At 71.8% G+C, this 23,075-nt stretch carries 20 protein-coding genes; 13 read left to right on the top strand and 7 right to left on the bottom strand.

What is annotated here, in order from left to right; all coding sequences use genetic code 11:
• Positions 1 to 1,618: 1,618 nt before the first annotated feature.
• The 3 genes from IG62_RS0121750 to recQ all read left to right on the top strand — a co-directional run bounded on the left by IG62_RS0121750 (position 1,619) and on the right by recQ (position 5,065).
• Entirely contained in the window at positions 1,619 to 2,275 is a 657-nt protein-coding gene (locus IG62_RS0121750) for a YeeE/YedE thiosulfate transporter family protein (RefSeq protein ID WP_030805664.1), read from the top strand.
• On the top strand, positions 2,275 to 2,691 hold the full coding sequence (locus tag IG62_RS0121755) for a YeeE/YedE thiosulfate transporter family protein (protein ID WP_030805668.1): 417 nt from the start codon (positions 2,275 to 2,277) through the stop codon (positions 2,689 to 2,691). The genes IG62_RS0121750 and IG62_RS0121755 overlap by 1 nt, the downstream gene beginning before the upstream one ends.
• A 394-nt stretch (positions 2,692 to 3,085) precedes the next feature.
• Positions 3,086 to 5,065 carry a DNA helicase RecQ gene (gene recQ / locus IG62_RS0121760; protein ID WP_420711090.1) on the top strand — a complete coding sequence of 660 codons (1,980 nt, stop codon included), beginning with the start codon at positions 3,086 to 3,088 and terminating at the stop codon, positions 5,063 to 5,065.
• A gap of 119 nt (positions 5,066 to 5,184) precedes the next feature.
• On the opposite strand, the gene IG62_RS0121765 is transcribed toward recQ, so the two are convergent.
• The gene (locus IG62_RS0121765) at positions 5,185 to 6,510 is read right to left on the bottom strand and encodes a sensor histidine kinase (RefSeq protein WP_030805675.1); all 1,326 of its coding nucleotides are present in this window, start codon (positions 6,508 to 6,510) and stop codon (positions 5,185 to 5,187) included.
• Positions 6,507 to 7,274 carry a hypothetical protein gene (locus IG62_RS0121770; RefSeq protein WP_234326663.1) on the bottom strand — a complete coding sequence of 256 codons (768 nt, stop codon included), beginning with the start codon at positions 7,272 to 7,274 and terminating at the stop codon, positions 6,507 to 6,509. Before IG62_RS0121770 ends, IG62_RS0121765 begins: the two co-directional genes overlap by 4 nt.
• A 337-nt stretch (positions 7,275 to 7,611) precedes the next feature.
• On the opposite strand from IG62_RS0121770, the gene IG62_RS0121775 reads away from it, so the two are divergent.
• On the top strand, positions 7,612 to 7,896 hold the full coding sequence (locus IG62_RS0121775) for a hypothetical protein (RefSeq protein ID WP_030805681.1): 285 nt from the start codon (positions 7,612 to 7,614) through the stop codon (positions 7,894 to 7,896).
• A 19-nt stretch (positions 7,897 to 7,915) separates the two neighbouring features.
• On the opposite strand, the gene IG62_RS0121780 is transcribed toward IG62_RS0121775, so the two are convergent.
• Complete coding sequence (locus tag IG62_RS0121780; RefSeq protein ID WP_030805684.1) at positions 7,916 to 8,749, bottom strand: isocitrate lyase/PEP mutase family protein; 834 nt, start codon at positions 8,747 to 8,749, stop codon at positions 7,916 to 7,918.
• A 63-nt stretch (positions 8,750 to 8,812) separates the two neighbouring features.
• On the opposite strand from IG62_RS0121780, the gene IG62_RS0121785 reads away from it, so the two are divergent.
• On the top strand, positions 8,813 to 9,622 hold the full coding sequence (locus IG62_RS0121785) for an ArsR/SmtB family transcription factor (protein ID WP_078872142.1): 810 nt from the start codon (positions 8,813 to 8,815) through the stop codon (positions 9,620 to 9,622).
• 46 nt (positions 9,623 to 9,668) lie between these two features.
• Here IG62_RS0121785 and IG62_RS0121790 read toward each other — a convergent pair whose 3' ends face one another.
• Both IG62_RS0121790 and IG62_RS0121795 read right to left on the bottom strand, forming a co-directional pair.
• A complete protein-coding gene (locus tag IG62_RS0121790; protein WP_234326665.1) occupies positions 9,669 to 11,141 on the bottom strand; it encodes a glycosyltransferase family 39 protein in 1,473 nt (490 codons plus the stop codon).
• Between the two features lie 340 nt (positions 11,142 to 11,481).
• Positions 11,482 to 14,172: a D-alanyl-D-alanine carboxypeptidase gene (locus IG62_RS0121795; protein WP_030805691.1), complete on the bottom strand. Its 2,691-nt coding sequence runs from the start codon at positions 14,170 to 14,172 to the stop codon at positions 11,482 to 11,484.
• Positions 14,173 to 14,412: 240 nt separating this feature from the next.
• Here IG62_RS0121795 and IG62_RS0121800 point away from each other — a divergent pair, with 240 nt between their 5' ends.
• From IG62_RS0121800 to IG62_RS0121810, 3 genes are all read left to right on the top strand, one after another.
• Positions 14,413 to 15,174, top strand: coding sequence for a GOLPH3/VPS74 family protein (locus IG62_RS0121800; RefSeq protein ID WP_030805693.1), 762 nt, complete (start codon positions 14,413 to 14,415; stop codon positions 15,172 to 15,174).
• 282 nt (positions 15,175 to 15,456) lie between these two features.
• A complete protein-coding gene (locus tag IG62_RS0121805; RefSeq protein WP_030415567.1) occupies positions 15,457 to 16,323 on the top strand; it encodes a helix-turn-helix domain-containing protein in 867 nt (288 codons plus the stop codon).
• 253 nt (positions 16,324 to 16,576) lie between these two features.
• The gene (locus IG62_RS0121810; RefSeq protein ID WP_030415568.1) at positions 16,577 to 16,786 is read left to right on the top strand and encodes a DUF397 domain-containing protein; all 210 of its coding nucleotides are present in this window, start codon (positions 16,577 to 16,579) and stop codon (positions 16,784 to 16,786) included.
• Between the two features lie 138 nt (positions 16,787 to 16,924).
• Here IG62_RS0121810 and IG62_RS0121815 read toward each other — a convergent pair whose 3' ends face one another.
• The gene (locus IG62_RS0121815) at positions 16,925 to 17,821 is read right to left on the bottom strand and encodes a hypothetical protein (RefSeq protein WP_030805695.1); all 897 of its coding nucleotides are present in this window, start codon (positions 17,819 to 17,821) and stop codon (positions 16,925 to 16,927) included.
• 155 nt (positions 17,822 to 17,976) lie between these two features.
• On the opposite strand from IG62_RS0121815, the gene IG62_RS0121820 reads away from it, so the two are divergent.
• The 3 genes from IG62_RS0121820 (at position 17,977) to IG62_RS0121830 (ending at position 20,431) form a co-directional block, all read left to right on the top strand.
• Positions 17,977 to 19,224 carry a PLP-dependent aminotransferase family protein gene (locus IG62_RS0121820; protein WP_030805697.1) on the top strand — a complete coding sequence of 416 codons (1,248 nt, stop codon included), beginning with the start codon at positions 17,977 to 17,979 and terminating at the stop codon, positions 19,222 to 19,224.
• Positions 19,225 to 19,306: 82 nt separating this feature from the next.
• Complete coding sequence (locus tag IG62_RS0121825; RefSeq protein ID WP_030805699.1) at positions 19,307 to 19,525, top strand: hypothetical protein; 219 nt, start codon at positions 19,307 to 19,309, stop codon at positions 19,523 to 19,525.
• A gap of 120 nt (positions 19,526 to 19,645) precedes the next feature.
• Complete coding sequence (locus tag IG62_RS0121830; RefSeq protein ID WP_030805700.1) at positions 19,646 to 20,431, top strand: SDR family oxidoreductase; 786 nt, start codon at positions 19,646 to 19,648, stop codon at positions 20,429 to 20,431.
• A 39-nt stretch (positions 20,432 to 20,470) separates the two neighbouring features.
• On the opposite strand, the gene IG62_RS0121835 is transcribed toward IG62_RS0121830, so the two are convergent.
• Positions 20,471 to 21,592 (bottom strand): ADP-ribosylglycohydrolase family protein, encoded by a 1,122-nt coding sequence (locus IG62_RS0121835; protein ID WP_030805702.1) that lies wholly within the window; start codon positions 21,590 to 21,592, stop codon positions 20,471 to 20,473.
• 179 nt (positions 21,593 to 21,771) lie between these two features.
• Between IG62_RS0121835 and IG62_RS0121840 the strand changes: the two genes are divergently transcribed.
• Both IG62_RS0121840 and IG62_RS0121845 read left to right on the top strand, forming a co-directional pair.
• A complete protein-coding gene (locus IG62_RS0121840; protein WP_030805704.1) occupies positions 21,772 to 22,731 on the top strand; it encodes a D-2-hydroxyacid dehydrogenase family protein in 960 nt (319 codons plus the stop codon).
• A gap of 66 nt (positions 22,732 to 22,797) precedes the next feature.
• On the top strand, positions 22,798 to 23,052 hold the full coding sequence (locus tag IG62_RS0121845) for a hypothetical protein (RefSeq protein WP_030415575.1): 255 nt from the start codon (positions 22,798 to 22,800) through the stop codon (positions 23,050 to 23,052).
• Positions 23,053 to 23,075: the final 23 nt, after the last annotated feature.

Below are 23,075 nucleotides of genomic sequence, written 5' to 3' on the forward strand. Positions count from 1 at the left end.
TGCCGGGGGCACCGCGTATCACCGCTCCGACCTGGAGGTTTCTCCCCAGGGAGGGGTTCTGCTCGGCCTCGCTTCGGCGTCGCTGCGGAAGCAGGCTTCTCGCGGAGTTCAGCGCGACAGTACGTGCGCCGCCGTCGGTCTCGGAGTCGTCCTCGTGAACTTCCCAGCCGCCCACGACCAGTTGCTTCGCGGCGGTGATGAGACCGGCGCCCAGGGGCGCGCCAGATCATGCCGCGGGCGAGGGTGCCCGCGGCGGCGGGCGTGTGCCCGTCGAGGAAGGCATGGCCGATCGACCGCCCCCGGCCCCTCGCGCAGCGAGCGCAGTTGGTCTCCTTCGGCTTGTTTCATGCCGGGCTTTTCATCCAAGAGACGAGCCGGGCCCACCAGCCGCCCGACGATCGGCCCCGCGAACCGTCCGGGCTTCGAGGAACAGGCGCCGGCTTCGGCCCCGTTCGAGTCATCGGCTCCCCCGAGCGTGCAGGCTCGGGCTTCGCAGGCTCACACGTGCACCGCTGAGGTGTGGGCACGTCGGCGAGCACTTGCTCCACGTGTCTTCCGCAGCCCTCATAGGTGATCTTCCGGCACAACCGGCAGACAGCACGTTGGCACATGATTTCCCTCCCATAACGTCCCCGCTTACGACCAGCGACATCAACAGTTTCGTCACAGTCGAATTCACAATTTCGCCATAACCAACATCGATATGCGCACGGTCTTCACGAACAACTGACTCCCGCCACCAGGAGTGTGAGCCATGAGGCCGCGGCGCGCTTCAAGCGGTCTCCTTATCGGCCGCGAATATCCGGATATGAGAGCCATAGAGCATAAACACGGCGTGACGATTCTTACTGAGTGATGTCATGTGGTCACGGTCGGATTCCCCCTTGAGGTTGCTCGGGGCGGCGAAACAGTGGTTCCATCACGCCCGGTCGAAGGAGTGGAGGGCACGGTTCCGCATTGTGACAGGCCGTCATTGCGTCGCTTTGAGATCGACCCTGACGCGGCGAAGGCCCGAATTCGAGAACGGCAACCACCCTCACCGAGTGGGTGGTACGCGCCGCTCAGAAGGGAGCAACGTGGGTTGCTCGCACGCCGCAGGATGCCCCCTTTTCCCGCTGCTCAGGGCGAGCTTGCAAGGCTGGCGCGACTACTACTGCGACAGCGGGGATCAGTGGCTCGGCTGTGCCCGCTACCAGATGTCACTCACCGGCGAGCGCGTGCCGATCAGCCTGCTGCCCAACGGAGCCAGCGCGCGACACCTCGAAGCCGCTGCCCCCGACGCAGACCGCTCCAGCGCCCCCACACCGGAGCAGAGACCCCGGCAAGCCCACCCACCACAGCACTATCAATGGTCACCGGAGAGCGCGTCCTGGTCCCAGCCGGCACCGGCTGCCCGGCCATCAGAGCCGTCAGAGCCGTCAGAACCCGTGACCGCGGCACCGGAGACCACGGCTCGGTTCGGGGCGGCATCTCCGCCGATACCGGTCTCGCATGACCAGCCGTCACCACCCCCAGAGGGTCCGCTGCCTCCAGACCGCCCGTCTCGGCACTCTCGGCAGGCGCCCGGCTCGAAGCGCGGCTGGTGGGCCCGATTCACCGAATGGATGGGAGGCCCCGCATGAGTAACTACTGGCCCTGGTGGGCCGGCGCTGCCGGGCTCGCTCTGATCACCATCAACTACGCCCTCACCACGGACCGGTCTTTCGGCGTGTCGTCCGCGTGGGATCGCGTGTTGCACTGGCGCAGGGAGCGCCGCCTAGAACGGATGGACGAGGAGTTCACCGACGAGCGTGCTCTCGCTGACGCTCTCGCCGCAGCTACAGCGGAGCATTTCGGCACCGGCCCCGCCGCGCCCGCCGGGCCACCGGCTCCGTACGAGGCGTCGCAACGGCTCGAAACGGACGTCGAATCGACGGCGGGTGAGGACACCCCGGTCGTGGCCCCGAGCCCGGCCCCGCTGGTCACCCAGGCTGCCCTGCTGGTATCGATCTTCACCGGTGGATTGATCGCCGCGATCACCTCCGGGCGGTTCCACCTCCGCTTCGATATGGGCCCGGGATTCCGGAACGTGGTCACCGCACATCCGATCACCATGGTCGCCCTGCTGTTCGTCGGAGGCGTGCTGGTCGGCTTCGGCACTCGGCTGGCCGGTGGGTGCAGCTCCGGCCACGGACTCAACGGCTGCGGCCGTCTGCGCCCGGTCAGCCTCGTCGCGACCGCCGTGTTCTTCGGCACCGCCGTCGCGGTGTCGTTCCTGCTGTGGAAGGTGATCTGATGCGTACTCGTGGTGCGATTCTGCTGGCCAACATCATCACCGGCCTCACCCTCGGCTATACCGTCTCCAACATCGGCTTCGGCGACTACACCGAGCTGAACCGCATGTTCACCTTCCAGGACCTGCGCATGCTCCTCTCCTTCGCCGGCGCCGTCGTGATCATCGTGTGCGCGTTCGCTCTGCTGCGGGTCCGCCGCACCCCAGGGCGCATCCACGCCGGCGTGGTCCCCGGAGCAGTGATGTTCGGTACGGGCTGGGCGATCTCAGGCGGGTGCCCGGCAATCCCGATCGTCCAGGTCGCCAGCGGATACCTGCCCGCCCTGGTCACCATCGTCGGCGTCACCGTCGGCATCCGGCTGTGCCGCTGGGCCAACGCCCGGTACTTCCACCTCGACCGCGGCTCCTGCGGGCTGTGACCAAGGGCGCCTGCCGGCACACCCCGCCGGAGCGGCCCGTGCTGCGGCACGGCTCGGTGCCTCGTGACGGACGCTGACGCTGGGCAATCGCGGCGTCGCCCGCCGGCCATGCCTGCGACGGCCCCTTGGGAAAACTCCTGAAGCGAATGTCGCTGGTGCGAATCCTGCCGGGGGCACCCCGAGAAGGGCCGGTCACGCGAGTTGATCCTCGCGGACCGGCCCTTTTGCATGGGCGGGGACAGGCGCCCGGGCCGCTCCCGGCCGGGTGCGTGCGGCGCTCTACCGCACCGGCCACCGGTGGTGCCGGGGAGGCCGAGCCGAGAGTTATCCACAGGGGCCGCGGGGAGGGGCGCGGAGCTCGTAGGCTTTCGGGGTGGCTCTGACGGACGTGGGAATGGTCGAGGACATGGATGCAGCAGACGCTCCGGAGGCGGGCGAGGCGGTGCAGGTGCTGCGCCGCGTCTTCGGGTACGACGCGTTCCGGGGCAGCCAGCAGGAGATCATCGAGCACGTCATAGGGGGCGGCGACGCCGTCGTCCTGATGCCGACCGGTGGCGGCAAGTCGCTCTGCTATCAGATTCCTTCGCTGGTCAGGCCGGGTGTCGGGGTCGTGATCTCGCCCTTGATCGCGCTGATGCAGGACCAGGTCGACGCCCTGCGGGCGCTCGGGGTGCGGGCCGGATTCCTCAATTCGACGCAGGACCTGGAGGAGCGGCGGCTCGTCGAGGCGGAGTTCCTGGCCGGTGAGCTGGACCTGCTGTATCTGGCGCCGGAGCGGCTGCGGGTGGAGCAGACGCTGAGCCTGCTGGACCGGGGCAAGATCTCCCTCTTCGCGATCGACGAGGCGCACTGCGTGGCGCAGTGGGGGCACGACTTCCGGCCCGACTATCTGGCGCTGTCGATGCTGCACGAGCGCTGGCCCGACGTACCGCGGATCGCGCTGACCGCCACGGCGACCGACGCCACGCACGCCGAGATCACCTCCCGGCTGAAGATGGCGGAGGCCCGGCACTTCGTGGCGAGCTTCGACCGGCCGAACATCCAGTACCGGATCGTCGCCAAGAGCGAGCCCAAGCGGCAGCTGCTGGAGCTGCTGCGCAGCGAGCACGACGGGGACGCCGGGATCGTCTACTGCCTCTCGCGGGCCTCCGTGGAGAAGACCGCCCAGTTCCTGGTGGACAACGGCATCGCCGCGGTGCCGTACCACGCCGGCCTCGACGCCCGTACGCGAGCCGAGCACCAGGCGCGGTTCCTGCGGGAGGACGGGCTGGTGGTGGTCGCCACCATCGCGTTCGGGATGGGGATCGACAAGCCGGACGTGCGGTTCGTGGCGCATCTGGACCTGCCGAAGTCGGTGGAGGGCTACTACCAGGAGACCGGGCGCGCCGGGCGGGACGGCCAGCCGTCGACGGCCTGGCTGGCGTACGGGCTGCAGGACGTGGTCCAGCAGCGGAAGATGATCGACGGTTCGGAGGGCGACGAGGCGCACCGGCGGCGGCTGTCCGCCCATCTCGACGCGATGCTGGCGCTGTGCGAGACGGTGCAGTGCCGGCGGGTCCGGCTGCTGGCCTACTTCGGGCAGGAGAGCGCCGGCACCACCTGCGGCAACTGCGACACGTGCCTGGCCCCGCCGCAGACCTGGGACGGCACGGTCGCCGCGCAGAAGCTGCTGTCGACGGTCGTACGGCTGCAGCGTGAGCGCGGGCAGAAGTTCGGCGCGGGCCAGATCATCGACATCCTGATGGGGAAGAAGACCGCGAAGGTCATCCAGTTCGATCATGATGCGCTGAGCGTCTTCGGGGTGGGCGCCGACCTCCGCGAGGCCGAATGGCGTGGTGTCGTACGGCAGTTGCTGGCGCAGGGACTGCTCGCCGTGGAGGGTGACTACGGCACGCTGGTGCTCACGGAGACGAGCGGCGAGGTGCTGGGCGGCCGGCGCGAGGTGCCGATGCGGCGGGAGCCGGAGAAGGCCGCGCGGGCCGCGAAGGCGAAGACCGCGAAGGGCAAGCGGGCGCCGGTGGATCTGCCCGAGGAGGCGCTGCCGGTCTTCGAGGCGCTGCGGAGCTGGCGGGCCCGTACGGCCAAGGAGCAGGGCGTGCCCGCGTATGTGATCTTCCATGACGCGACGCTGCGGGAGATCGCCCTCCTGGGGCCGGCGACGACGGCCGAACTCGGCACGGTCAACGGCGTCGGCGAGAACAAGCTCGTGAAGTACGGCCAGCCGATCCTGGACGTGCTGGCGGGACGGGAGAGCGACGGGGAGGACACGGGCGGTGGGCGCGCGGTGGCGGTCGCCGAGCCCGAGCCCGGGGCGGGACCCGGGCCCACGGACGAGGAGGTGCTGCCGGAGCCGCCGGACGACATCGACTGGTGAGCGGACCCGGCCGGCCGGTGATCAGGCGACATTGACCGGTGGGACGCTCAGGGCCGGTGAGCCGCCCAGCGGCAGTGAGCCACTCAGCGCCGGTGGGCCGATCAAGGCCGGTGGGCCGCTCAGGGAGGCGCCGGGGTGTCTTCCCGGGGGAGGCGGAGGACCGCGCGGGCGCCGCCGTCGGGGGCGTTGGTGAAGCGGAGGTCGATGCCCAGGACGGCGGCCTGGCCGACGGCGATGGTCAGGCCGAGACCGTGGCCCCTGCCCCGGCCGGGCGCGTCGGTGCGGAAGCGCTGCGGGCCGTGGTGCAGCAGGTCGACGGGGTAGCCCGGGCCGTGGTCGCGGACCTCGATGGTCGGTGGGCCGCCGGGCGGGATGTCGACGGTGACCACGACCGGCGGCCGGCCGTGCCGGTGCGCGTTGAGGACGAGGTTGGCGAGGATGCGGTCGAGCCGGCGCCGGTCCGTCTCGACGACGGTGTCCGCGGCGACCCGTACGTCGCTGTCGAGGCCGGTGGCGCGCACGGAGCGGGTGACCAGCGCGCCCAGATCGTACGCGGCGAGATCGGCGTGTTCGGCGCCGGCGTCCAGCCGGGAGATCTCCAGCAGGTCCTCGGTGAGGCGGTGCAGCGCCCGCAGCCGGTCGTTGATCATCTCCTTCGGCCGGCCTTCGGGAAGCAGTTCGGCCGAGGCGAGGATGCCGGTGAGCGGCGTACGGAGTTCATGGGCCACATCGGCGGTGAACCGCTGTTCGGCCCGCAGCCGGCTCTGCAGGGAGCCGGCCACCGAGTCGAGGGCGGCGGCCACCGCCGCCACCTCGTCCCGCGCCGCCGGTCCGCCGCCCGCCTTCCGGCCGCCGCCCGCGCCGCCACCGTCACCCTCACCTCCACTGCCACTGCCACTGCCACCACCACCGACCCGGGCGTCCAGATCGCCGGCGGTGATGCGGCGGGCGACCGCCGCCGTGGTGGCCAGCCGGCGGCTGATGCGGTGCGCGAGGAACAGCCCGGCGAGCGCGACGACCGCGGCGGCGAGGACGGCCGAGCCGAGGATCGCGGTGTCGAAGTTCTCCAGCGAGCGGCGGGTGTTGCCGTACGGCGACCAGACGGCCATGACCTGGCCGTCGGCAGGCGCCGCGGCCCACATGACCGGGTGGCCGCGATACGTCCCGACCATGCTGCCGCGCTGCCCCGAACGCGCCAACTCCCGCAGCGGCTGCGGCAATTCGATCGGGTCGAGGAGGGAGTTGATGCCCTCGCGCGAGGTGCCGTACTCGAAGAGGTCCAGCGCGGTGTCGAGGTTCGCGCGGGTCTCCTTCCGTACCTGCCCCACGGTCTGACGGGCCACCGCATTGTGGACGAGCACGCCGAGGACGGCGGCGACCGCGCAGCTCACCGCCATCACGGTCAGCGCGATCTTCCAGCGGAGGGAGACCGCCGGGCGCCTCATGGACCGCTCCCGGCACTCCCGTTGCTCCCCCCGGGCCCCCTGCTCCCCCGGCCCGCCCTGCTCCTCCTGCTCCCGCTGCCGCCGCCGGCCTGGCGGGTCTGGTGTCTGCGGACCTCGTCGAGGGTGAGGTCCCACAGGGCCATCGCCCTGCCGTCCCAGACCAGGTCGGTGACGCTCACGTAGCGCGGGTCCTTGGTGGGCTCACGCACCGCCAGGTGACCGGCCGCCAGCTCGACGCCGGCCAGCACGCCGCGCAGCACCAGCACCCGGGTCACCACCGTCTTCCGCACGCTGTAGACGCGGAGTTCGCTGGTGCGCGGATCGAGGTCGATGACGGTGATCAGGTCGGGTTTGCCGTCGTCGGTGAGGTCGTGCAGCTCGGGGCGGCGAACGGCTTGAGGGGCGGGCGGATGCTGCCCCTCCGCGGAGATGTCCGCGTCGAGGACGGCGAGCGGGTCGGCGTCGGCCATGCTGCCGCTCGGGACGTGCGGCACACCGGCCACGGGCCTGAGGGCGGCCGGGTTGTCCTCCCGGCCGAGCGGGGCGGGGGTGTACTCCGGCCAGAGCGCGAGCGGCGCCTTGACGTCGCGGGCCGGTCCGTCACTCTCCAGGCCCTCCAGACCGGCGCATCCGGCGAGGAGCGGGAGCGCACAGAGGGCGGTGGCGCGGCAGATGCACCGCCAGGGACCGTTGCGCCACCGCGAGCTGACTCGCCGCCACGGGCGGAAGCGTCTTCGCGCGCAGCCGTCCTCGCCGCCTCGCATCCCGTCGTCACCGCCTCCCGTCGGGCCCGTTCCTCAAGCTATCCAAAGCGGCGGGCGGGGGAATCTTCGGCGCGGCCATCCGACGACGAGGCGCGGGCGACCTGGCCGGCGCCCGGCCGAAGTTCCGCCGGTGCCCGGCGAAGCACCGCCGACGACCCGACCGCCTTGCCGGGGTTGCGGCCTTTGGACCGGACTGGCGGGCGCATCGTCACGGGACCGATCCCAGAGATCTTGCTGACTGTTACACAACGTACGGATTGCCGTTAAGGACGCTCCGTAAGGTGCCTCCCGTACCGTGACCCAGGGCGGCCCGAGCCGCCCCCGACGAGGAGTACCCATGCGGGCCCAGCGCCGCTCCATGATCCGTACCGCCACCGTCGCCGCCGGTGCGCTCGCCGTCCTGCTGCTGCCCACGGGCGCCGCCTTCGCCGCGGACTCCACCGCGCCCACGGAAAGCCGTACGTCGATCATGCTCCCCGACGACGGGCTGGCCGGCCTGGCCGAGAAGGCCGGGCACCTGCCCAAGGCGGGCCTGATCGGTGGCGCGGGCGCACTGGGTGTGGCGGGCGCGGCCGTCGCCGTCCACCGCCGCCGCCAGGCGGGCCGGGGCCGGCAGGTCTGAGCGCCGGGAGCAGGGGGACCTACTCCCCCTGCTCCTCCCCCACCATCCGCTGGACGTCCTCGTACATGAGCGCCGCGCCGCCTGGCTCCGGCAGTGGCTGCCCCGTGCGGATCGCCTCCGCCGTCCCCAGGGTGGCCTGCAGGGCCGTACGGAAGAGCAGCGAACCGGTGCTGATCCGGCGCACGCCGAGTTCCGCCAGCCGGGCGAGGGTGTGCCGGCCCGGCGTGAAGAGGATGTTCAGCGGGGCCTGGACCTCGCGGACCAGCACCGCGATGTCCTCGTCGGCGACGATCCCCGGGACGAACACCCCGTCCGCGCCCGCCGCCAGATAGCTCTCGGCGCGGGCCAGCGTCTCCGACAGCGGGGGCGGGGTGGTCACCCGCCAATGGGTGTCGATCCGGGCGTTCAGGAACAGCCCGGGCGCCCGCTGCTTCACCGCCGCCAGCACCTCGGCCTGCCGCGCCATTTCCTGCAGCCCCCCGCCACCGGGCAGCCCGTCCTCCAGATTGAGCCCCGCCGCACCGGCCTCCGCCAGCGCCCCCGCCAGATCCGCCACCTCCTGCGGCCCGCCACCGAACCCGCCCTCGATGTCGACGGTGTACGGGCAGGTCAGCCGGCCGTTGAGGCGCAGCGCCAAGGCGAGAGTGGCGTCCTTGACCTCGGCGAGCCCACGGCCGTCCGGATAGCCGTGGGCCGCCGCGACCCCCAGGCTCGTCGTGCCGACCGCCGCGAATCCGGCCGCGGCGAGGGCGACCGCCGACGCGACATCCCAGGCGTTGGGAAGCAGCAGCGGCTGGTCGGCGTGGTGCAACGCGTGGAAGTGGAAGGTGGCGTACTCCGGGGAGGTGCTCATACGGGCACCGTAGGCACGAGTCCCTTCGGTACGCACCGAAGACTCGCGGCGGACAATCGAGTCATGACCACTCCGGCGTACAGCACCGCGACGAACCGGACCGCGGCGAACCAGGCGGTGACGGACCGGACCGCGACGCACCGCACCCCGGCGGCCGGCACTCCGCCGTACAGCACCGAGCTCGCACGGCTGGCCGCGCTGCTCGCGGACCGCACCCGGGCCGCCTTCTGTCTGGCCCTGCTCGACGGGCGGGCCTGGACGGCCGGCGAACTGGCCGCGTACGCGCAGGTCGCGCCGTCGACGGCGAGCGAGCACCTGACCCGGCTGACCGAGGGCGGGCTGCTCGTCGAACGGCGCCAGGGCCGCCACCGCTACCTCCAGCTCGCCGGCCCGCACGTCGCCGAGCTGCTGGAATCCCTGACCGCGCACCTCGATCCGCCGCAGGGCGCGCCGCGCGGGCTGCGCGCGGTGTCCGCCTCCGCGGCGCTGGCCCGGGGCCGCACCTGTTACGACCACCTCGCCGGCCGGCTCGGCGTGGCGATCACCGACGCGATGACCGCCCGCGGGCTGGTCGACCAGGACGGCGGCTTCGCGCTCACCGACGCCGGCCGGGACTGGTTCACCGACGCGCTGGGCGTCGAACCGGCCGACCTGCGTACCGGCCGCCGGCCCCAGGCCCGCGGCTGCCTGGACTGGACCGAGCGCCGCAACCACCTCGCGGGCACGGCCGGCGCCCGGCTCTGCGACGGGCTGCTCGACCGCCGCTGGGTCCGCCGGATCGGCAGCGGCAGGGCGGTACGCCTCACCGACGCCGGCGCGGCGGCCCTCCAGGAGCTGCTGGGGCTCGACGGGGCGGCGGCCGGGCTGCGGTGAGGGGCCCGGGGGGCCCGGTTCAGGCTGGGGCTTCCTGTCCGGTGCCCTAGCGGGCGGCTCCCGTCCCGCACGCCCCGGCCCGCCCGTACACCGTGATGCGGGCGCCGCGGACCTCCGTGGTGCCGCAGACCTCGAAGGCGTCGCGCAGGGTGGCCCGTTTGGCGATTTCCTGGTCGTTGTCGTCGGCGGGCTGGCCGTCCGGGTCGCCGGCGACCACGATCCGGCGGCTGGCCAGCATCCGGGCGCGGATGGCGTCGCCGGAGCGTTCGGTGCCGTAGAGGGTGTGGGAGGCCAACGGGCTCTTGTCCAGGGCGAGATCGGTCAGGCCGCGGAAGTCGTGCGGCCGGGTCGCCGTCCAGATCCGCCGCCGGGCCGGCATGAAGAGCAGGCCGTCGCCCGGCTCCGCCACCGCGCGCACGGCCCGGGCGACCGCGGTGACGTCGTCGACCCGGCTGTCCGGGCTGCGCAGATGGACGTCGATGGGCAGCAGGGCGGCCAGCACCAGCGCGACGGCCGCGGTCCGGCGCAGCCGGCGGGTCCGGGTCTGCCCCGCTTCGCCGGCCGGGCGCAGCAGCCGGGCCAGCGCGGCGCCGGCGAGCAGGGCGAAGCCGACGACGTAGTAGAGGACGTAGCGGTCGACGTAGGCCGGTTCGACGTGCGAGAGCAGCAGCAGGAGGAGGGTGGGCAGGAGCAGCAGCGGGATGCCCAGGGCGCGCAGGCCGATCGGGCCGCGGGAGCGGATCCGCACGCGGGCGCAGGCCAGGCCGAGGACCGCGAGCACGGCGAAGGTCAGCAGCTGCAGCGGGTCCGGCCACATCAGCCAGCTGATCTGCGCCGACTGCCGGGTGCTGAAGACCGCGAGCGGGGCCAGCCCGGCGAGGACGGTGGCCGCGGACAGCGCCCAGGCACGCAGTACGCGGCGGGGCAGCCGGGCGAGGATCAGTGCGGCGGCGTGGACGGGCAGCACCAGGCACGCGAACTCGTGCAGCAGGCAGGCGGCCAGCATGAGCGCCGTGTAGCCGAGCCACAGCCGGGGGCGCGGGTGCGGAGACGCGTGCGGGGGTGCCGCCGCGGCCGCGGTCAGGACCAGCAGGTACGTGGCCCAGACGACCAGTGCGCAGACGGTGGCGTACGAGCGTCCCTCCTGCGCGTACTGCTGGACGACGGGGATGCACGCGAACGTGAAGCCGGCCAGCAGGCCCGCCCGCCGGCCGACGAGGCGGTGCCCGAGCAGGGCGACGCCCGCGGTGGCGGCGGTCATCGCGGCCACCGACGGCAGCCGCAGCCCCACCACCTCGCCGAACGTCCCGTCGAGGGTGGCGTCGTAGGCCCGGAACCAGACGTGCATCAGGGCGTAGTACAGGCCGTGGACGACATCAGCGTGCAGCAGCGTGTGCCACAGGTCGGGCAGGCTGCGGTGGGCCATGTCGTAGCTGACCGCCTCGTCGCGCCAGATGGCGTCCTGGCGGCGGATCCCCCACGCCCCCAGGAGCAGCATCACCCCGGAGGGCATCAGCATCACCGCGCCCCGCGCCGCCCACGCTCGGCGTGTGGCGACGACGGACGCATAGGCCGGCTTCGGTGCTTGCGCTACGTCGATGGCGGGCTCCGGTCACGTACGGGACGGAGGAGGACGGGCGAGCACACTGTAAGCCGCAGCGCGCCCGGGTTCCGGGCGCGCCGCGTGGAGCTGGACGTCCGAGGCTCGTTGAGGTGGGCCGGCCCAAGTCGCCACGCACGGCCGCCCGGCGTGCGACGGCCGGAGCAGCAGGAGGGTGGGAGGGAGAAGCCGGGGGACGCCCAAGGCGCGTATGCCGAGGGGCCGCGGGTCGGACGCCCGCGGCCCCTCGGCAGCCGGCTCAGGTGATGCGGACCAGCTTCGCTCCGAACGAAGGCTCGACCAGGTCCTCCTTCAGGGCGACCGGCACCTTCTGGATGCTTTCGCCGTTGCCGACGGTCAGCACACCGACCTCGGTGCCGGCCTTCGCGGTGTGCGGGACGGTCTTGCCGCCGTCACCGACACTCAGCTTCAGCTTCTGGCCCGGAACGCCCACCGCCTTCAGGTCCTTGGTGGCGACGACCGGCGTGAGGCCGTTCAGGCCGTCGTCGACATAGCCGACGACCTGGCCCTTCTTCACCGCCGGCGCAGAGGTCAGCGCGTTGCGTACGGCCTCGATGACCTTCTGGCTGTTCTGCTTGACCAGGGTGAGGCTGTTGGCACCGTCAGGGTCCAGGCCCTTGAAGTGCTGGTCCATCATCGTGCCCAGGATCAGCCGGTCCTTACCGTCGACGGTCTTGTAGGCCGCCCAGGAGAGCGTGCCGCCGGCCGCCGTGCTGGAGCCGGTCTTGATGCCCTTGATGCTGAGGCCGGCCAGCAGCAGGTTGTCGATGTTGCTGTTGATCCGCTGCGACAGGCCCGGGATGTCGGCGTTCGTCATGGCGACGATCGGCCGGAAGGCGTCGAACTTCATCACGGCCTCGGCCAGCTTGAGCTGGTCGACCGCGGTGCTGACGGTCTTGGGGTCCAGGCCGCTGGGGTCCGTGTAGGTGGTGTTCTTCATGCCCAGGTCCTTGGCGGCGGCGTTCATCTTCTTGACGAACGCCGCCTCGTTGTCGGACTTGGAGTCCCAACGGGCCAGCAGCCGGGCGATGTTGTTGCCGGACGGGATCATCAGCATCTTGAGCATGTTCTGCTGGCTGAACTTCTGCCCGGCCTTCAGCCCCTCGATCCGGGACTCGTGCCTGGAACCGCCCTCGGTCACCGCCTTGGCGTCGACCTCGATCTGCGGGCCCCCCTCGTCCTTCTTGAGCGGGTGGTCCCGGAGGATGACGTAGGCCGTCATGATCTTGGCCACGCTCGCGGTCGGCACCGGCTTCTGCGGCCCGAACGTCCCCAGGTCACCGGAGCCCACCACCTTGATTGCCGCCTGGCCCTGCGCGGGCCACGGGATGGTGAGCTTGCCGCCCTCGAAGGTGAACGAGGACGGGGCGTCGCCGACGGTGAGCGTCGGGTTGGGCAGCGGGCGCACGCCCTGGACGATCACGAAGATGATCGCCAGCAGCACCACCAGCGGGGTCCAGATCTTGAACCGGCGGACGACGATGCGCAGCGGGGTCTCGGGCGGCGGCGGGGTGTTGGTGAGCTTCGCCAGGAGGTCGAGCGGCGGCAGCGGCTGCTGCTTGGTCCGCTCGGACTCGGGCAGCGCGTCGGGACGGGCCGGCGCGCCGGCACCCGTCGGGGCGGCGGGCGGCAGGGCACCGGGCGGACCGGCGGGCTTGGACGGGGCGGCGGGCGCGGCGGACGCGGCGGCCGGCTGGGCTCCGGAGGTCTTCTCCTTCGTCCCGGCCTTGTCCGCGGGCTTGTCCGTCGTCTTGTCGGCGGGCTTGTCCGTCGTCTTCTCCCCCGCCTTGCCGGCGGGCTTGCCGGGCGTCCCGAGGGGGGTGCGGGGCGCCGTCTTGCCGAGGGACTTGCCGGCCGTACCGTCGTCCGCCGACTTCAGCGCCACGAACTGGCTGGTCCGCTCCGCGTCACTCTCGGCAGCGGGCGCCTTGGTGTCCTTCTTGGCGCCCTCCTTGGCGTCCTTCCCGTTCTCGCTCTTGCCGGAGCCCTTGCCGGAGTCCTTCGCCGAGTCCTTCTCGGAATCCTTCCCGGAGTCGGAGTCCTTGGCGGCGGCCGTGGTGGTGGACTTGGTGGGGGCCTTGGTCGGGGCCTTGGCAGGCGGGTTGATCTTCAGAGTGGTGGTCGCCTGGTCGACCGGGGCGGACGCGTCGGTGGAGGCGCTCTTCCCCTTGACCTTCGCAACAGCGAACACCCGGGTCGCGTCATCCACTGCCGACCCGTCGGCCCCGCCCTCCTCGTCGGCCGCCTCTACGGGCTTGCTCTTCTGCGGCCCGACGGTCTTGAACACGGCGGTCGGCTGATCAACAACCTCGGACTTGGCCTCGGACTTGGCCTTCGACGTGGACCGGGCCTTGGCCTCGGACTCAGGCTTCGCCTCGGACTTGGCCTCGTCCGCCGAGCCCTTGGGCTCAGACTTGTCGCCACCCTCGGACTCGTCCGCACCGGGCTCAGCGTCAGCCGCGGCCGCGGCATCGGCCTCCGGCTTTGCGGAAGCGTCGCCCGTCTCCGCGCGCGCCTCGTCATCCTTCGAGCCCCCGCCACCGGTCTCGGCGCGGCCCTCGGCACCGGCTTCGGTACCGCCCTCGGTGTCCTCGTCGCCCTTCCCGGCGACCCAGGCGGCGACAGCCGTCCGCAGACGCTCGTCGCCGGCTTCCGGGCCCTCCTCGTCGCCGGCGTCCTTCTGCGCCCCGTCGGACGCCTCCGGAGCCTCGACATCCCCGTTCAGCTCGGATGCCTCGCCCGTCTCGCCCGCCCCGGACGCCTCGGACGGCTCGGACGGATTCGAGTCCTCGCCCTCGCCCGTCGCCGCTTCCTCCGCCGGCTCGGCCGGCTCCCTTCGGAGGACGGACAGGCGCGGATCACGTTCGCTCCGCGCCGTCTCCCCCGACGACTGCTTCTTGTCCGACTTGTCGGGGGACTCGCCCGCCACCGATGTCTCCTTCATATGTCGCACTGCCGCATTGGCCCAGTGTTTCCAAGTGTCCTGTGTTCCCGTGGCAACACCTCGCCGCCACGCGAATCGGTACGCGCCGCACCCCACGGATAGATGTCGCCAACGTGCAAGACGAGAACGACATACCTACCGGTTCCCTACCGAACCCCCCACGCACTCTCGACAGATGAATGTGAGAGGGGTCACCCTGTCATTCATCCACGCGGGGAGGCATGGATGGGCAGGAGCCGCAGAACAATTCCGGAGGAGCTTCTGCTGCTCGCTTTGGACCCGGCGACGGGCACCACAGCGCAGCCGCAGTCGCTCGACCTCGGCCTGGCCGGGGCCCAGCTAGTAGAGCTGGCTCTGGCAGGACGGATAGCCCCAGACGGGGATCGTATCGCCGTGGTGATGGCACGGCCGACAGGAGATCCGACTCTGGACTCCGCGCTCGAACTGCTGCGCCGACGCGGCAGTCCGGTGCGCGCGGTCCACTGGATCGGCGGGCCCCGGCTGGGGCTGCGCCAGACGTACCTCACGCATCTCGAACGGTGCGGCATGGTGCATGCCGTGGCGGGCCAGATGTGCGGGGTGCTGCCGACGACGCGCTACCAAGCGACGGAGTCGGCCATCAGCCGGGAAATCAGGTCCCGGCTGGACAACGCGATCCGCACCGGCGTACCCCCGGACCCGCGGACCGCGGCGCTCGCCGCGCTGGCACATGCGGTCGGACTCGGCAAGCACCTCTACCCAGGGAACGAGGGGCGGTCATCGCGCTCCCGTCTCCGGGATCTGATCCGGCACGACCCCATGGGCGGGCTGGTGGCCCACGCGGTCATGGACGTGCAGAACGGCGCCGCGGCGCAACCACGGCGGGCGCAGGCCGCCGCCGGCGGTGCCGTACGGCAACCCGCGGCCCGGGCCACGGCGAACGCGTCCGGCACCCCGGGCCAATCGCGGCACGGTCACGGCAGGATGGCCCGCGTGGGCGCCCGCTGACGCCCTGAAGGGCCCGTACGACCGGGTGCCCTGTCAGGACGCCCCACGGTCCACCAGTGCCGCACCAGCACCACCGGCGCACCACCGTCCCACGATCCCGTTCGGGAGCCGCAGCAAGGAAGCGCGGGGTGGCGGGCCGGCCGTTACGGACGACGGCCGGCCCGCCACCCCGCGCACACGCTCGCTCGCCTTGTGTGCGCATTTCACTGCGCGGTGTCACTCCGGAGTGGCAGTCTGCTGACCAGGAAATGACAGCAGTACGGAGCCGGAGGTGCACATCCCGTGGCGTCCCACGTCAATCCCACCGTCAGGCGACGCCGGCTGGGCCAGGAGCTGCGCAGGCTCCGCGAGCTCAAGGGCATGACGGCGGAAGAGGTGGCCGAGCGGCTGCTGGTCTCGCAATCGAAGATCAGCAGACTCGAGAACGGCCGCCGCAGCATCAGCCAGCGTGATGTCCGCGATCTCTGCGGGGTCTATGAGGTCGAGGACCACCGGATAGTCGATTCGCTGATGCAGATGGCGAAGGACTCCCGCCAGCAGGGCTGGTGGCACGCCTTCGGCGACATCCCGTACAGCGTCTACATCGGTCTGGAGACCGAGGCTGCCTCGCTGCGGATCTACGAGTCGCTGCTCGTGCCCGGGCTGCTGCAGACGCCCGGTTACGCCGAGGCGGTCATCCCCGGCACCGTCCCCGAGCTGGCGCCGGACCATTTGGAGAAGCGCATCCAGGTACGGATGCGCCGCCAGGAGCGGGTCAACGAGCCCGAGCGCCCGCTGCGGCTGTGGGTCGTACTGGACGAGAGCGCGCTGCGGCGGGTGGTCGGCAGCCACCTGATCATGCGCGAACAGCTCGACCATCTCGTCGAGGTGAGCCATCTCCCGCATGTGACCGTGCAGGTGCTCCCTTATGACGCCGGTGCGCACGCCGGAATGTCGGGGACGTTCTCCATCCTGGAATTCGACGATGCCGCGGATTCCAGCGTGGTGTACATCGAGGGCGTCACCAGTGACCTCTATCTGGAGAAAACCAATGATGTGCACAAATACACGATCATGTACGAGCATTTGCGGGCCCAGGCCCTGAGTGCGGAAGCGAGCCGGGAGTTCATCGCGGAGGCGGCGAAATCCCATGCGGACGCGATGGGGTGACCCGAAGCGAGGTGACCGGAGGTGAGGTGAGACCGGAACAGCGGACCGGCACGACGGACCGGGCATGGCGGAAATGGGGCGGAATGCGAGGTTCCGGATTGCGGGTTCGCACGGTACACCTGCCCCTGCTGCCGTGAAAAGAGATCAAGGAATATGCCATTCGGACGGGTGAACGGCCCCTGCGGTTGGTGATGTTGGCGCGTAGCGTCATGACTACCGAATCCGCGGTAACTCAGAGTAAGTTGGAGTGAACATGGCCGTGCAGCCGAATTCCGCATTCTCCTGGACCAAGTCCTCGTACTCCGGTGGTAACGGCGCCTGTGTGGAAATCGCCGTACCGACCACCGCCGCCATCGCGGTGCGCGACTCCAAGGACCCTGAGGGGCCGCGCCTCACGTTCGACAACGCCTCCTGGAGCCGTTTCCTGTCGGACGTCGCCGATGGCGGGTTCGACGTCGCGTGACCTGAGCCGACACGCTCCACAGTCCGCATCCGCGGATACGAGCCCTCTCGACTGGATCGCCGTCCCGGCCGAGGGGGCTCGGCCTTGCCCGCCCTCCACGCATGCCCTCCCGCCGTCGTTACCGCGCGTCAGCATTCGTCAGCGCAATTCGGCCACGTACCGGTCCGTCCCGGGCACGGTCGGCACGAACGGCGCCACCAGCTCCACCCGTCCGAGCCCCTCGTCCGCGACCTCCTCCCCGAGGCCCGCGAAGTGCGCCGCCCAGTCGTCGCGGGGATCCCGCTCCAGGAACCACAGCAGCGTCAGCCGGGTGTCGACGCCCTCGACCTGCCGTACGTACGACATCCGGTCACCGGGCAGCGGGGTCGGCCGGAAGACCGTGACCATCGCCGCGGGTGAGCCGGCCAGCCGCCGCGGCAGCTGCCGGTCCCGCAGCCACTCCAGCAACTCGCCCCGCTCCTCCGGCCCGGCCGCGTCGACCACCTCCAGCACCAGGCCCGCATAGGGGTGGTCCAGCGCATGGAAGTCCCGGGGGCCCACCGCGCCGTCCCGGTAGACGGTCGCCAGGTGGTCCTGGAAGGCCGTGAAGACGTGTGTACGGTCCTGGTGGACCCGGCCGTCCCGGTTGAGGCGCCGGTTGATCGCCACCGTCCACCGCATGTGCTCGTCATAGCGGCCTTCGGTGAGCCAGTACGTGGAGAGGTAGCAGCCGGCCGTGACCGGACGGGCGACGGCGGACTCCTGGGGATAGCGCAGGAGTTGCAGGTCTCGGGTGGCGACCCAGCGGCGGCCCGCGAACATCCAGGGCATCGCCATGGCGCCGGCGATGTAGTGGTCGTCCTCGTACCAGCGGTTGTAGGCGTACTCATGGCCGGGGTGCGGTTCGACCATGGTGATCAGCGCATGCCCGGGGCGGACGCCGTAGGGGCCGACGGAGGCCAGCGCGGCATAGGCGGCGAGGGGGTCGGCGGCGAGGGGTGTGGCGGGGGTGTCCTTTGGCGTGGGCCTGTTCGTGCGCTCGCTGTCTGCGGTCATGGGGAACAGATGTAGCTGACGTAGCGTCAGAACGGGAGGGGTCCGGCATGCTCACCATGTGGGCATCCCTGCACACCCGTTCCCCTCTTGCCTAAGCTGCCTGGCACTTACAGCTAACGCGGGTTAACCCGCGGCCCGGAGTGATGGGAGTCGCCATGCCGGATGCGATCCTCGCCGATGCCCGTACGCCCCTCCGCACGCCCGACCGTGCGCCGGTCCCCGAGCTCGCCGCGCGGGCGGCGCGCACCGGCAGCTCGCCCGTACGCGACATCCTGGCGCTCACCGCCCGGCCCGAGGTCATCTCGTTCGCCGGCGGGCTGCCCGCTCCGGAACTGTTCGACGCCGCGGGGATGGCCGCAGCCTTCCAGCACGTGCTCACCGACGACCCGCGGCGCACCCTGCAGTACTCCACCAGCGAGGGCGACCCGGCGTTGCGCGCGGCCGTCGCGGCGCGCACCACCGCCCGCGGGCTGCCCACCGACCCCGACGAGCTGCTGGTGACCACCGGCTCCCAGCAGGGACTGTCGCTGCTGGCCACCGTCCTGCTGGAGCCGGGCGACACGGTGCTGGTCGAGGACCCCTGCTATCTGGCGGCGCTGCAGATCTTCTCGCTGGCGGGCGCCCGGGTGGTGCCGGTGCCCACCAACGACGAGGGGATCGACCCGGCCGCACTGGACGAACTCGCCGCCCGGGAGCGGCCGAAGCTGCTCTACGTCATCCCCACCTTCCAGAACCCGACCGGCCGTACGCTCTCCGCCGGACGACGGGCCGCGGTCGCCGGGATCGCCGCCCGGCGCGGACTGTGGATCGCCGAGGACGACCCGTACGGCGAGCTCCGCTTCGAGGGCGAGGCCGTGCCGTGGGTGGCGTCGTTCCCGGGGGCCGAGGATCGTACGGTGCTGTTGGGTTCGTTCTCGAAGGTGATGGCGCCCGGCCTGCGGCTGGGCACGCTGCGGCTGCCGGCCCCGCTGCGGCGCCCGTGCGTCATCGCCAAGCAGGCCGCAGACCTGCACACCTCGACCGTCGATCAGGCAGCCGCGGCACGGTACTTGGCGACCACGGACCTGGACGTCCATCTGGCGCGGGTGCGCGACGCGTACCGCGGGCGCCGGGACGCGCTGGTCGACGGGCTCGCCACGGCGCTCCCCGAGGGCTCGCGGTGGAACCGGCCGTCGGGCGGCATGTTCGTCTGGGCCACCCTGCCGGCCGGCTACGACGCGACCGCGCTGCTGCCCGAGGTCGTACGGCATGACGTCGCCTACGTGCCCGGGGCGCCGTTCTTCGCCGGGACACCGGACCCGGCCTCGGTCCGCCTGTCGTTCGTCACGCACACGCCGGAGGAGATCCGCGAGGGCCTGGGGCGGCTGCGCGGAGCGCTGGTGGCGGCGCGCGGGGAGGAGTGAGGGCGGGCGCCGGGAGAGCCGCGGCTTCGGGGCGGCCGCCACGGGGAAGGACAGGGGTGGGAACACGTTTCCGGGAGGACGGATGACCCAAGGCAGCCACGGCACCCAAGGCCCCCACGGCGCGGACGACCCGACAGGCGGCGCGCCGGCCCCCGATTCCTCCGACGACTACCCGACCGAGCCGCCGCCATCCCTCGCCCGCCGCCTGTGGGCCCGGCTGTGCGGTGCCCGGGTGCGGGTGGCCGCCGTCCTGCGCCGGCTGCGGTCCGTCGCCCGCCTGCGCCGGGGCCACGCGCACTGACCGGGCAGCAGCCCGCCACCCGAGAAATCCGCGGGCGAAGGGCTGTTCCTTCCCGGGCCACCGCCCTAATCTGACTCACCGTCAGAACGCGTGAGTGGTGCTCGGCGTCCGGAGGCGGAGATGCTGCTGCGGAACAAGACCGTCGTCGTCTCGGGCGTGGGGGCCGGCCTCGGCCATCAGGTCGCGGCGGCCTGCGTACGGGACGGCGCGTCGGTGGTGCTGGGCGCGCGCACGGAGGCGAACCTCGCCAGGTCGGCGGCGCAGATCGACCCTTCGGGGACGCGTACGGCCTGGCGGGTGACCGACATCGTCGACGAGGCGCAGTGCACGGCGCTGGCCGCGCTGGCGGTGGAGCGGTTCGGCGGGATCGACGCGGTGATCCATGTCGCCGCGCTGGACTCGCTGTTCGGCGGAGTGCGGGACGCCGACTTCGATTCCTGGCGCGCCGTCGTGGACGTCAATCTCTTCGGCACGCTGCGGATGACCCGGGCCTGCCTGCCGTCGCTGACCGCGCGCGGCGGGGGTTCGGTGGTGTTCATCGGCACCCAGTCGTCGGTCGCGGCGCCCTCACAGGTGCAGCAGGCGGCGTACGCGGCGTCGAAGGGCGGGCTGGTCTCCGCGATGTATGCGCTCGCCCGTGAGCTGGGCCCGGACCGGATACGGGTCAACACCGTGCAGCCGGGCTGGATGTGGGGCCCGCCGGTCGAGGCATACATACGGTTCCAGGCGCAGGCCGAGGGCGTACCGGAGTCCGAGGTGCTCGGGCGGCTCTCCGCGCGGATGGCGCTGCCGGAGCTGGCCACGGATGCCGATGTGGCCGAGACCGCGGTCTTCCTGGCGTCCGACCGGGCGCGCGCCATCACGGGCCAGTCACTGCTGGTCAACGCGGGTGAGCTGATGCGGTAGCGGCCGCGCTCCCCGCCCGCTTGCCGTTCGCCCCGCCCGTTACGCCCGCGGATACCGCGCCAGCCACCCCGGGGAGGAGCCGGCCGGACCGTGCAGGGCGGGGCCCTGGGTCATTTCCATGGCGAAGTCGTCGGCCAGTTGCAGGATCGTGGCCCGGCCCTCCAGTTCGACCAGCCAGACCGGCGGCAGCGCCGTCTCGCCGTGCAGGGTGCCGAGGAGGTTGCCGCAGATGGCGCCGGTGGAATCGCTGTCGCCGCTGTGGTTGACGGCGAGCAGCAGGCCGTGCCGGATGTCCTCGGCGACCAGTGCGCAGTACACGCCGATGGACAGCGCCTCCTCGGCCGTCCAGCCCTCGCCCAGCGACTCCACCCGGGCCGGCGTCGGCATGCCCTGCCGTACGGCGCCCAGCGCGCGCTTGAGGGCCTCGGTGGTCTCCTCGTGACCGGGGCGGGTGGCCAGGTGGGCCAGCGCCTTCTGCACCGCGCCGTCGAGGTCCTCGCCGCGGGCCAGCGAGTGGCTGATGACGGCGAACGCACCGGCCGCCAGATAGCCGGTGGGGTGTCCGTGCGTCTGCGCCGCGCACTCCACGGCGAGCTGGAAGACCAGCTGCGGCTCCCAGCCGACCAGCAGCCCGAACGGCGCCGAGCGCATCACCGCGCCGCACCCCTTGGAGTCCGGGTTCTTCGGCGCCTCCACGGTGCCCATCACCTCGTCGCCGAGGCCGCTCAGGCAGGCCCGGCCGGGCGCGCGGCGGGAGTACAGCCACTCCTCGCGGGCCAGCCAGCCGTCGTCCGTCTTGCGTTCGTCGGGGCCCCAGTCGTGCTGGGTGGCGGCCCAGCGGAGGTAGGCGCGGTGGACGTCGGTGGGCGGGTGCCAGGCGCCGGTGTCGCGGCGTACCTGGGCCCGGATCAGCCCGTCGACGGTGAACAGGGTCATCTGGGTGTCGTCGGTGACCGCGCCGCGCCGCCCGAAGGCGGGTACGAAGTCCGTCACGCCCTCCTGGCCGTGCGCCGCACGGATCGCATCGAGCGAGTCGAATTCGATGCCGGCACCGAGCGCATCACCGATGGCACCACCGAGCAGGCAGCCGCGTACCCGGCTGCGGAAGTCCTGCTGTTCTGCGCGCCCCCAGATGGCGGCGCCGCCTCCCGCTGCGCTCACTGTGCCTCCCGAAGCTCACCACGTTCCGGGGCCTTGCGAAGGCCCCATGGCGCAGCACTGTAATCGACCGGGATTGATCGGTTTCTGGCCAGGTGAGTATGCGCATAGTCGCTGGCTAGGCGGCTTTTGGGCGCTACGGTCCGGATGAACGCCGAACTGCACCTCCGGGAGATCTTGCTATGACACTGCGCTGCGCCGTACTCGACGACTACCAGGACGTCGCCCGCTCCGTGGCCGACTGGTCACCGCTGGACGGTGCCGTCGAGGTCCGTACGCTGCGCGAGCCGTTCCGCTCCGAGGACGAGGTGGTCGCGGCGATCGGCGACTGCGAGATCGTCGTGGCGATGCGCGAGCGCACCCCGTTCCCCGCCTCGCTGCTCGCCCGGCTGCCCCGGCTCCGCCTGCTGATCACCTCCGGGATGCGGAACGCCGCCATCGATCTGGCGGCCGCCGCCGGACACGGGATCACCGTGTGCGGCACCGCCAGCAACACCGAGCCGCCCGTCGAACTGACCTGGGCGCTGATCCTGGGCCTCGCCCGCAACGTCGCCACCGAGAGCACCGCGATGCGCGCCGGCGGCCCCTGGCAGTCCACCCTCGGCGCCGATCTGCACGGTCGCACGCTCGGGCTGCTGGGCCTGGGCAAGATCGGCAGCCGGGTCGCCCGGATCGGGCTGGCCTTCGGCATGGACGTGGTGGCGTGGAGCCGGAACCTGACCGCCGAGCGCGCCGCGGAGGTGGGCGTACGCGCCACCGCCGGCAAGGAAGAGCTCTTGGAGGCGGCCGACTTCGTCTCCGTCCATCTGGTGCTCGGCGACCGCACCCGGGGGCTGCTCGGTGCGGACGAGCTCCGCCGGATGCGGTCCACGAGCTACCTCGTCAACACCTCGCGCGCCGCAATCGTCGACCAGGAGGCGCTGTTGCGGGCGCTGCGCGAGAACTGGATCGCCGGGGCCGGCCTGGACGTCTTCGAGCAGGAGCCGCTGCCGGCCGGTCACCCCTTGCGCACCCTCCCGAACGTGCTCGCGCTCCCGCACCTCGGCTACGTCACCCGCCGCAACTACGAGGGCTACTTCCAGCAGGCCGTCGAGGACATCACGGCCTTCCTGGCGGGCAGTCCGGTGCGTCAACTCAACTGATGCACACCGGCGCCGGGGCTCATCCGTTCGATGATGGCCGCGGCGCACGGTGGGCATGCTTTCCCCATGTCCGAGTACGAGTGGGATCGCACCACCATGGCCGTTGTCGCCTCGGCCCTCTCCGGGGACAGCGACGGCGCGGTGGAACTCCTCCGGCCGCTCCCCCAGAGCGACGTCTGCCACATCGCCGTACGGCTCGCCGCGATGGCCGCCGACGCCCTGATCGTCGCCGCCCAGGACAGCGGGGGCGACCGCGAGGAGGCGCTGTCCCAGTGGCAGCAGTGCATCCTCCAGCACGAGTCGGAGTACGACGGGGACTGAACCGGGGCACGGCCGCTGCGGCC

The organism is Streptomyces sp. NRRL S-337, from assembly GCF_000720175.1.
Lineage (GTDB): Bacteria > Actinomycetota > Actinomycetes > Streptomycetales > Streptomycetaceae > Streptomyces > Streptomyces siderophoricus.

What these genes read in the sequence shown, in the direction of transcription:
- IG62_RS0121840 (WP_030805704.1), top strand. Translation starts at nt 21,772, where the DNA reads ATGACACTGCGCTGCGCCGTACTCGACGACTACCAGGACGTCGCCCGC.
- IG62_RS0121750 (WP_030805664.1), top strand. Translation starts at nt 1,619, where the DNA reads ATGAGTAACTACTGGCCCTGGTGGGCCGGCGCTGCCGGGCTCGCTCTG.
- IG62_RS0121810 (WP_030415568.1), top strand. Translation starts at nt 16,577, where the DNA reads ATGGCCGTGCAGCCGAATTCCGCATTCTCCTGGACCAAGTCCTCGTAC.
- IG62_RS0121785 (WP_078872142.1), top strand. Translation starts at nt 8,813, where the DNA reads ATGACCACTCCGGCGTACAGCACCGCGACGAACCGGACCGCGGCGAAC.
- recQ (WP_420711090.1), top strand. Translation starts at nt 3,086, where the DNA reads ATGGTCGAGGACATGGATGCAGCAGACGCTCCGGAGGCGGGCGAGGCG.
- IG62_RS0121780 (WP_030805684.1), bottom strand. Translation starts at nt 8,749, where the DNA reads ATGAGCACCTCCCCGGAGTACGCCACCTTCCACTTCCACGCGTTGCAC.
- IG62_RS0121770 (WP_234326663.1), bottom strand. Translation starts at nt 7,274, where the DNA reads ATGCGAGGCGGCGAGGACGGCTGCGCGCGAAGACGCTTCCGCCCGTGG.
- IG62_RS0121815 (WP_030805695.1), bottom strand. Translation starts at nt 17,821, where the DNA reads ATGACCGCAGACAGCGAGCGCACGAACAGGCCCACGCCAAAGGACACC.
- IG62_RS0121755 (WP_030805668.1), top strand. Translation starts at nt 2,275, where the DNA reads ATGCGTACTCGTGGTGCGATTCTGCTGGCCAACATCATCACCGGCCTC.
- IG62_RS0121765 (WP_030805675.1), bottom strand. Translation starts at nt 6,510, where the DNA reads ATGAGGCGCCCGGCGGTCTCCCTCCGCTGGAAGATCGCGCTGACCGTG.
- IG62_RS0121830 (WP_030805700.1), top strand. Translation starts at nt 19,646, where the DNA reads ATGCTGCTGCGGAACAAGACCGTCGTCGTCTCGGGCGTGGGGGCCGGC.
- IG62_RS0121800 (WP_030805693.1), top strand. Translation starts at nt 14,413, where the DNA reads ATGGGCAGGAGCCGCAGAACAATTCCGGAGGAGCTTCTGCTGCTCGCT.
- IG62_RS0121825 (WP_030805699.1), top strand. Translation starts at nt 19,307, where the DNA reads ATGACCCAAGGCAGCCACGGCACCCAAGGCCCCCACGGCGCGGACGAC.
- IG62_RS0121775 (WP_030805681.1), top strand. Translation starts at nt 7,612, where the DNA reads ATGCGGGCCCAGCGCCGCTCCATGATCCGTACCGCCACCGTCGCCGCC.
- IG62_RS0121845 (WP_030415575.1), top strand. Translation starts at nt 22,798, where the DNA reads ATGTCCGAGTACGAGTGGGATCGCACCACCATGGCCGTTGTCGCCTCG.
- IG62_RS0121820 (WP_030805697.1), top strand. Translation starts at nt 17,977, where the DNA reads ATGCCGGATGCGATCCTCGCCGATGCCCGTACGCCCCTCCGCACGCCC.
- IG62_RS0121790 (WP_234326665.1), bottom strand. Translation starts at nt 11,141, where the DNA reads ATGCTGATGCCCTCCGGGGTGATGCTGCTCCTGGGGGCGTGGGGGATC.